This window comes from Staphylococcus sp. 510 (genome assembly GCF_057219715.1).
This window is the reverse complement of the sequence record NZ_JBXVVK010000014.1, coordinates 42,724-49,127: the sequence shown is the minus strand read 5'-3', so window position 1 is coordinate 49,127 and position 6,404 is coordinate 42,724. Positions and strand designations below refer to the sequence as shown.

Sequence of the window (6,404 nt, the reverse complement as noted above, 5' to 3'; positions counted from 1 at the left end):
TAATGATAAAAGCACTCGTACTTCAATTGGTACGAGTGCTTTATGATGTTTACTATTTAATAATATCAATCAATTCTTTTTTAGAAGCTGCTCTAGCTGGGATCCAACCGAAGACGATACCAATTAATGTGGATACGCCCACTGCTAAGATGACTGACCCGAGACTGACGGAACTCTTAACCATATCTGGTGTTGCTAAGTCGACAAGTGTGGCAATAATAATACCGAGTATCAGTCCGATAATACCACCGAGTAAACACAACACAACACTTTCTACTAAGAACTGGATTTCGATATCTCGACCTTTGGCACCAAAGGCACGTCGTATCGCAATTTCTTCTGTCCGTTCAGTTACAGAAATATACATCACATTCATAACACCGATTCCGGCTATAAATAATGAAATACCTGCCACAGCTGCGACGAAGTAGGTAATCATATCTAATACTTTGCCGATACCTTTCATCATCTCTTCATTATCCGCAAAGCTATATTGGCCATCAGATACGCCCGTACCTTTTTTATTCAGCTCTTTTTCAACTTTCTTACCAACATCTTTCTTATTTTCACCATCGTTAACAGTTACTAATAGTTGTGGCGTCCCTTGAGATAAGTTGCTCATGTAGTGATCCGCTGTTTTAGTTGGCATTTGAACGACCGATTCAAGTGGCATACCATTCGCATCTTGACCACTTGCATCGCCAACACCAACCACTTTAAATCCTTCACCATTAATATAAATGGATTTGCCAACAGCTGCTTTCGCATTGTGGAATACCTTTTTCGCCACTTTACTATCAATCACGACGACTTTCTCCTGTGTATCGTTATCATCTTTCGTAAAACCATGGCCTTCATCGACCCCTGACACATGAGAAGCCTTTTTTAAACTGATTTCACCACTGCCATGTGTATTCGTTACTTTGGCAGAGTATGTACTATCTTCGCTTTCTTTAATTTTTGCACTTTTGACACCATTAATTTGTTCTACAACACTAATATCTTCTTGTTTAAATGGATTGTCTTTCGGTGCGCTCATGTCTTGTGTCATATATGATATCGATGCCTGATTTTTACCTGCACCAGCGTCGTCAAACTGTTCTGTCGTTGATTTTTTAAAGCCATTACCTAAAGCCATAATTGTAATCACGGCCGCTATACCGATAATAATACCAATCATCGTAAAGATATTACGACGCTTATTTTTTAAAATAGAGCGAAAGGCGACGGATAAAATATTAGAAAAGTTATTCATGCGTCAACACCTCTTCCTCTTTCACACGACCATCTAAAATATGAATAATACGATCAGCTTTATTCGCTACCTCACGATCGTGGGTTACCATAATCATGGTTGTTCCTTTTTCTTTGTTTAACGACACAAACAAATCCATAATATCTTTTGATGTTTTTGAATCTAATGCCCCTGTTGGCTCATCGGCAATGATAAATTTAGGTTCATTAATAATCGCTCTCGCAATCGCTACACGTTGTTGTTGTCCACCTGATAATTTATTAGGAAGTAAGTCTTCCTTCTGATGTAGACCAACATCTTCCAATCCTTTTAACACTTTGGCTTTACGGTCTTTACTACTCATTCCATTATATATGAGTGGAATACTGACATTTTCAAGAATGGTATTATTTTGAATTAATTTAAAGTTTTGAAACACAAATCCTACTGTATGATTTCGTATCGTTGCGAGACGATTATCTGATGCTTTTTTATAATTGTCACCGTTAAAAAGGTAATTGCCTTCATAACCACGGTCAATAAATCCTAGAATATTAATTAATGTACTTTTACCTGACCCTGATGGCCCCATAATGGCGATAAATTCACCTTCATCAATATGAATATCAATATCTTTTAAAATATGATTCGTTTCGTCTCCATTTTTGAAATGTCGATTGATTTTTTTCAATTCAATCATGATGACACCTCAACTTTTTCTCCATCATTTAAATTACCTTTAGGATTTTTGATGACTTTATCACCAGCTTTAAGTCCTTTTTTCACAATAATTTGGCCATTGTTGCGGTCGATTTTAATATCACGTTTGTGAACTTTATTTTTTTTATCTAATACAAAGACATCGTTATCTTTTGTTAAAACATCGTTAGGTAGTTTTAAAGATTTTAATGGAATTTTCGCGTCCATTGAGAACCCTGAACGTACTGGAATATCTAAATCACCAATAATGACATTGTATTTAGATGTATCACCTTCTTTGCCACCAGATGGATTATTTACCGTTGGATTTGAAGCTTGTGCGGCACTACCACCCTCTTGACCTTCGTCACCTTGGCTACCTGCACCTGCTTGTGCGCCACTTGCTTCACCACTAGCGCTGTCATCATAACTCGTTGGTAATTCATCTATTTTAAGAATCTTACCTTTACCTTTTTTACCATTACTATTAACTGTGACATCGACTTTGTCACCTTCTTTGATTTTCTCAACATCAAACTCCGTGACAGTTGATTTAATTTGTGGATTGTCTGAAATAAGTTGTAAGACAGGTTGTCCGTCACCAGCATCTTCCCCATTTTTAATATTGACCTTACCATCAAATGCAGCATAAATACTATCGTTCATTTGTTTATCATGTTGTGCCAGTTGTTGTTGTGCTTCGTTAAGTGAACTTTGATCTTGTGTCAGTTTAGATTGTAGTTGATTATTGTTAGGACTTTGATTGATTTTTTGATAATCATCATTCACTTGTTGTTGTGCTTGATCCACTTTGTTTGCGAGTTGTTGACGCTTACTATTGTTCGTATCATAACTTAGGAGACGATCCCCTTGTTTGACCTTTTGACCGTCATCAACGGCTGGACTCTGGAATGTGCCAATTTGACTATTGTTGTTATATGTTTTGACCGATTTCGGAGATGCCTTACCCTCTAGACTAATCGGTGTTTCTTTCTTAACTGTATATGTATCGTAACCTTTACTATCTTTATTACCAGAGCCAGTTGTCTGTTTCACGATGAACGCTGCAATAACTAGAAGTAGAATGATTGCCACGCCGATAATACTCCATAATATGTTTTTCTTCATGTCCTATGCTCCTTAAAATGTATTATATTTTGCATGATAACATACTTTAATTATTATATATATTTAATTTAAGGAGATTTAAGCTTATTTTAAGTTTAATAATAATGAAAAAGTTTTTGTATTTCTTTTACTTACTCTATTTTTTATACTTATTTAAAATAAAAATTGATATTTTAAAAATTATTTAACAATGTTATTCTGTTATTAAAATAACAATAAGGGGAGATACATATATGGAACAAACGAATACAACACAACCTGAAGCATCACAATCTAACTTACCTTTTTTAGACCATTTTAGAAAGATACGACAAAATCCAAAATGGCTTGTAAAGTTAATCATATTTATTGTTTTAACTTTTGTATCTATGGCATTAGCATTAAATATTACAGATAATACCAAAGCCTTGAAGCAAGCAGGTTTAAGTCAATCTGAAATTGATAAGCAAAACCAATTTAATGTAGCAACTTTTATCGGGCAATCTATTGGAGCAATTATTTTTGGATTACTAATAACTTTCGTTATCTTCTTAGTTATTACAAAAATTATGAAATCTGATGCAAGTGCTATTCAGATTTTTTCCGCTACAATTTCATATTCAATAATTACAGTAGTTTTTACAATTATCGTATACGGTATTCAAGCCTTGTTTGGTTTAACTATTCCAGAAACACAATTAGATAGTCTCAATGTATTTGATAAAGGAAATAATTACTTAGTACCATTCAGTTTATCTAATTTATTATCAGCTTATTTAATATTTGCAGTTTATTTTGGTACTAGTAAATTATCTAAAAAAGCATCTATTATTTGGGCAGTAGTTGCCTTAGTATTAACTATTGGCTCTGGCTTAATTGGTGCAGGTATGCAGGATTCTATGCAAAGTTTATCTGGTATGTAATCAATATTAAAAATTCCCAGAACCGCTTCGGAACTGGGAATTTTTTATTGATTATATTCAATTACTTTTCAAATGCTTTTGTTTCAATATCTTTATCTTTTAAGAAGTTCTCTACTTTCTTCTGTTGTTTACCGTTTACTTTATCTTTATATTTTGAATTTAATTTATCGATTTCTTTTGTATCTTTTTTATCTAACTTTTGTAATTTTGAAGTTAATTGATTTAAATAGTCATTGGTTTCTTTAGTATATTTTCCTGTTAATTCAGTACCTTCTTTATATCCTTTAGGTAATTCATTTTTTCTAATATAATCTTCAAAGTTTTGATCATTTTCTTTAGACATATGTTGCAATTTGTTTAGTTTCTTTTGATCTTTTTTATTGAGTTTAGTTTCTGAGCCTAAATCAGTGATATTGTCTGCTAAATCCTTATTCGTATTTAAGTATGTCTTAATACTTTTCTTTAATTCCTTTTCAGATAATTGCTTATTTGATTTTTGATCTACAAACACTTTCTTAGGAATAGGTGGTAACTTTTCATCGTCATTTTTATTTATCTTTTCATGATCATCATGTCCAGAACATGCTCCTAATATCAAAGATGACGTAAGTAATACCGAAGTTAGCCTTTTATAACGCATGCAACCATCCTTTAAATTATATTTATTATTAAAATATATGCTATCAAAGGACTTTTAAAATGTAAAAATATTTTCTATTTCACTTACAAAAATTTAAAAGCTAAATAAATACTTAGCCCTCCTATTGCTCCATAGCCACCACTTACTAGAATAAAGATGATAATATCCGTTAAGACTGCTCTTCGTTTACTAACATTTACTTCATTAGGATCTTTTCCATTCATAAAAGCAACAATTCTATCGTAATTATCCATGCCATTTTTATATTTAATTTTATCAACATTTCCACCTGCATATATCCCGACCAAATACAATAATAAAAATATAGCAAAGCCCCACCAACTTAAATACACAATTAAGGGCCCTAATAATATCAGTGAACCTATCAGAAGTATTAACATTATATACGTCCAAAAATCAAACTTCTTTTTTACTAATTCTCTTTGCTCCATATGAATTTCTCCTTGAACTAGATCATCCAAGGACACATTGAATAACTCACACATCATTATTAAGTTATGTACATCTGGATAACTACGCTCATTTTCCCAATTCGAAATAGTTTGTCTAGATACATATAGTTTCTCAGCTAAATATTCTTGAGAATATCCTTTATTTTCCCTGCATAATTTAATTTGATGGCTTATATTCATGCTTCTGTCTCCTTAATTTTCTAGTTAAAAAGTATTTCACTTTTCTTCAAAGTGATACTCATATAGAAACGTTTTCTTTAAAATAAAACTACCAAATTTGATTTACAATTTCATTAATTGTTCTGTCAAAATGTTTTTACACCATGTCATAACAAGATTTCAAAGACTTACCTTAGACTACCCTTTATATATTATTTCAAAATAAAAACGCTCCTTAGTCAGGAACGCTATCGAACTATAACTATACGTCATATGCTTTTAAAATCATTTTTAACATTTTCTCAATATATGCTTCTGTCAGAGACTGCGGTTTGATTAATATATTGAAATAGATAGGAGAGAATATGATATCGATGAATAAATCTTGATTGTCTTCTTCGATATGTTGACTAATGATGGATTTTAAAATCGTTCTATTATGTTCAAAGTAATCTCTCATAAATTTTTCTCGTGCTTCTGTCTGTTGATTACTTATCAATATTTCAATAACAGCACTTCCTAATGGTGTCTTATAGATTTTCATAACTTTAATTAGGAAATCATATAGATTATCAAACAGATTATCATATTCTGGTTCAATGATTCGTGATTGATCTACAAACATATCTACAATCATAGACTCTTTGTCTTTCCAACGACGATATATCGTTGCCTTAGAAACACTTGTATTCTCAGCAATTTGATCTATCGTCATATTTTTAAAATGTGTTGTTTCTAATAAACGATTAATTTCTTCATAAATTTTTTTATTTACTGTTGGGTCTTTCGGTCTTCCAGCCATATTTTCCCCTTCTTTTACGTGCTACGTACTCCACGATTTCAAATATTATAAATGCACTTACAAACCATACTATAAATCCAACAATAATGCTAAGCAACCACATATGTGTTACGTTGAGCATTGCCCATGTTGCTAATATACTAAACAGAACGCCAGTCATACCAAAGACTGCTCCTCGACTCACATGCATTGCCACTTTGTTACCATATTGCATTCCAGAAATGCACATAGATACTAAAAATACTGCCGGGAAAGTAGCAAATATTCCTCCAAATTCTTTCCAAGGAAGTACCACTGAGACGATATAACTAATTAATACTGCTAATCCACCAACTAAAAATTTAATAATTGTTAATTTCATTAAAAT

The 6,404-nt window shown here is 32.2% G+C and carries 8 protein-coding genes; 1 reads left to right on the top strand and 7 read right to left on the bottom strand.

Going from position 1 to position 6,404, the window contains the following annotated elements; all coding sequences use genetic code 11:
- Positions 1 to 52 precede the first annotated feature (52 nt).
- Genes AC2D8K_RS10785 through AC2D8K_RS10775 form a run of 3 tightly spaced genes read right to left on the bottom strand, consistent with a single transcriptional unit; the run spans position 53 to position 3,061 of the window.
- Positions 53 to 1,255: an ABC transporter permease gene (locus AC2D8K_RS10785; protein ID WP_002451534.1), complete on the bottom strand. Its 1,203-nt coding sequence runs from the start codon at positions 1,253 to 1,255 to the stop codon at positions 53 to 55.
- Positions 1,248 to 1,934 carry an ABC transporter ATP-binding protein gene (locus AC2D8K_RS10780; RefSeq protein WP_002451535.1) on the bottom strand — a complete coding sequence of 229 codons (687 nt, stop codon included), beginning with the start codon at positions 1,932 to 1,934 and terminating at the stop codon, positions 1,248 to 1,250. Before AC2D8K_RS10780 ends, AC2D8K_RS10785 begins: the two co-directional genes overlap by 8 nt.
- Positions 1,931 to 3,061 carry an efflux RND transporter periplasmic adaptor subunit gene (locus AC2D8K_RS10775; protein ID WP_002451536.1) on the bottom strand — a complete coding sequence of 377 codons (1,131 nt, stop codon included), beginning with the start codon at positions 3,059 to 3,061 and terminating at the stop codon, positions 1,931 to 1,933. Before AC2D8K_RS10775 ends, AC2D8K_RS10780 begins: the two co-directional genes overlap by 4 nt.
- 233 nt (positions 3,062 to 3,294) lie before the next feature.
- Between AC2D8K_RS10775 and AC2D8K_RS10770 the strand changes: the two genes are divergently transcribed.
- Entirely contained in the window at positions 3,295 to 3,963 is a 669-nt protein-coding gene (locus AC2D8K_RS10770; protein ID WP_484698690.1) for a YIP1 family protein, read from the top strand.
- Between the two features lie 61 nt (positions 3,964 to 4,024).
- On the opposite strand, the gene AC2D8K_RS10765 is transcribed toward AC2D8K_RS10770, so the two are convergent.
- From AC2D8K_RS10765 to AC2D8K_RS10750, 4 genes are all read right to left on the bottom strand, one after another.
- Positions 4,025 to 4,603 carry an NDxxF motif lipoprotein gene (locus AC2D8K_RS10765; protein ID WP_207023208.1) on the bottom strand — a complete coding sequence of 193 codons (579 nt, stop codon included), beginning with the start codon at positions 4,601 to 4,603 and terminating at the stop codon, positions 4,025 to 4,027.
- Between the two features lie 83 nt (positions 4,604 to 4,686).
- Positions 4,687 to 5,256: a helix-turn-helix transcriptional regulator gene (locus AC2D8K_RS10760; protein ID WP_002451539.1), complete on the bottom strand. Its 570-nt coding sequence runs from the start codon at positions 5,254 to 5,256 to the stop codon at positions 4,687 to 4,689.
- Positions 5,257 to 5,497: 241 nt separating this feature from the next.
- Positions 5,498 to 6,037 (bottom strand): TetR/AcrR family transcriptional regulator, encoded by a 540-nt coding sequence (locus AC2D8K_RS10755; RefSeq protein WP_002451540.1) that lies wholly within the window; start codon positions 6,035 to 6,037, stop codon positions 5,498 to 5,500.
- Positions 6,003 to 6,398, bottom strand: coding sequence for a DUF3147 family protein (locus AC2D8K_RS10750; RefSeq protein WP_002451541.1), 396 nt, complete (start codon positions 6,396 to 6,398; stop codon positions 6,003 to 6,005). Before AC2D8K_RS10750 ends, AC2D8K_RS10755 begins: the two co-directional genes overlap by 35 nt.
- Positions 6,399 to 6,404: the final 6 nt, after the last annotated feature.

Bases quoted from the DNA above. Each gene is read 5' to 3' on its own strand.
- AC2D8K_RS10785 (WP_002451534.1), bottom strand. From the start codon at position 1,255: ATGAATAACTTTTCTAATATTTTATCCGTCGCCTTTCGCTCTATTTTA.
- AC2D8K_RS10780 (WP_002451535.1), bottom strand. From the start codon at position 1,934: ATGATTGAATTGAAAAAAATCAATCGACATTTCAAAAATGGAGACGAA.
- AC2D8K_RS10775 (WP_002451536.1), bottom strand. From the start codon at position 3,061: ATGAAGAAAAACATATTATGGAGTATTATCGGCGTGGCAATCATTCTA.
- AC2D8K_RS10770 (WP_484698690.1), top strand. From the start codon at position 3,295: ATGGAACAAACGAATACAACACAACCTGAAGCATCACAATCTAACTTA.
- AC2D8K_RS10765 (WP_207023208.1), bottom strand. From the start codon at position 4,603: ATGCGTTATAAAAGGCTAACTTCGGTATTACTTACGTCATCTTTGATA.
- AC2D8K_RS10760 (WP_002451539.1), bottom strand. From the start codon at position 5,256: ATGAATATAAGCCATCAAATTAAATTATGCAGGGAAAATAAAGGATAT.
- AC2D8K_RS10755 (WP_002451540.1), bottom strand. From the start codon at position 6,037: ATGGCTGGAAGACCGAAAGACCCAACAGTAAATAAAAAAATTTATGAA.
- AC2D8K_RS10750 (WP_002451541.1), bottom strand. From the start codon at position 6,398: ATGAAATTAACAATTATTAAATTTTTAGTTGGTGGATTAGCAGTATTA.